General features: G+C 67.2%; 1 protein-coding gene and 1 pseudogene. One reads left to right on the top strand and one right to left on the bottom strand.

What is annotated here, in order from left to right:
* Positions 1–286, bottom strand: a 286-nt coding sequence (locus tag PKKP23_RS34760; RefSeq protein WP_240659285.1) for a hypothetical protein, incomplete at its 3' end; no start/stop codon positions are given.
* Between the two features lie 4 nt (positions 287–290).
* On the opposite strand from PKKP23_RS34760, the pseudogene PKKP23_RS33340 reads away from it, so the two are divergent.
* Positions 291–1,572 (top strand): annotated as a pseudogene (locus PKKP23_RS33340) (hypothetical protein); the annotation flags it as partial.

Raw genomic sequence — 1,572 nt, 5'->3', positions numbered from 1 at the left:
ATGTAACGTCGCTGTCGACGTCGACCTCCACAGGCATCAGCTCGCTGTCGACCGGTGTCAGTTCCCTGTCCACGGGCGTGAGCTCGCTCTCGACGGGGCTGTCGACGACCAACAGCAATGTCGCGTCACTGTCGACCTCAGCGTCGACCGGCATCAGTTCGCTGTCGACGGGGGTAAGTTCGCTGTCCACGGGACTGAGCACCACCAACAGCAATGTAACGTCGCTGTCGACGTCGACCTCCACAGGCATCAGTTCGCTGTCGACTGGTGTCAGTTCCCTGTCCACGGGCGTGAGTTCGCTGTCGACGGGGGTAAGCACGCTGAACGCGCAGGCCGTCAAGTACGACCTGAACCCGGACGGCACGGTGAACTACGGCAGCGTGACGCTGGACCCGGGCGGCACGGCCGCGCAGATCCACAACGTGGCCGCGGGCACGTCATCGACCGATGCGGTGAACGTCTCGCAGCTGAGCACGGCGGTGTCCAGCAGCAGGACGCATTACTACAGTGTCAACGACGGCGGTGTACAGGGCAGCAATTACACCAACAGCGGCGCGACCGGCGTGAACTCGCTGGCCGCTGGTGTGGGCGCATCGGCCGCAGGCATCGATGCGACGGCGGTGGGTTTCGGCTCGCAGGCGCTGGCGGCCTCGAGCGTGGCGATTGGCGACACGAACACGGTGGCCGCGGCTGCGGGCCCCGGGTCGATCGCGGGGGGCTACCACTCGCAGGTGCTCTCGGGCACCGGCGCGGTTGCGCTGGGCAACCAGCAGACGGTGAGCGGCAACGGCGCGGTGGCGATCGGGGATCCGAACAGCGCAACGGGCACCGGTGCGGCTGCCCTCGGCGCCAACAACACGGCCAACGGCAACGGTGCGCTTGCCATCGGCGACTCGAACACCGCCAGTGCGCAGGGCGCGGTGGCGCTGGGTGAAACCAACGTGGCCGGCGGCACGGGGGCAGTGGCCATCGGCAACACCTCGACGGCGGCCAGCACGGGTGGCGTGGCACTCGGTTCGGCCGCGACTGCGGTCAATCCGAACGACGTGGCGCTGGGTAGCGGTTCGGTGACGGCGGCGCCGGTGCCGACCACGGGCGCGACGATCGGCGGCACCGCGTACACCTATGCAGGCACCAGCCCGACGAGCGTGGTGAGCGTGGGTGCGCCTGGGGCGGAGCGGCAGATCACGAACGTGGCGGCCGGGCAGGTGAGCGCGACGAGCACCGACGCGATCAACGGTTCACAGCTGTTCGCGACCAACCAGGCTGTGACGTCGCTGTCCACGTCGAGTTCGACCGCCACCAGTTCGCTTTCCACGGGGCTGTCCACCACCAATAGTAACGTCACGTCACTGTCAACCAGTGTGGGCTCGATATCGACGAGTCTCTCGACGATCGGCAGCAATGTCGCGTCGCTGTCGACCTCGACATCCACCACGGCCAGTTCGCTGTCGACCGGTGTCAGTTCCCTGTCCACGGGCGTGAGCTCGCTCTCGACGGGGCTGTCGACGACCAACAGCAATGTCGCGTCGCTGTCGACCTCGACATCCACCACGGCCAGTTCGCTGTCGA

It is taken from the genome of Paraburkholderia kururiensis JCM 10599 = LMG 19447 (assembly GCF_003986935.1).
GTDB classification, from domain to species: Bacteria; Pseudomonadota; Gammaproteobacteria; order Burkholderiales; family Burkholderiaceae; genus Paraburkholderia; species Paraburkholderia kururiensis.
This window is presented reverse-complemented; position numbering and strand designations above follow the sequence as displayed.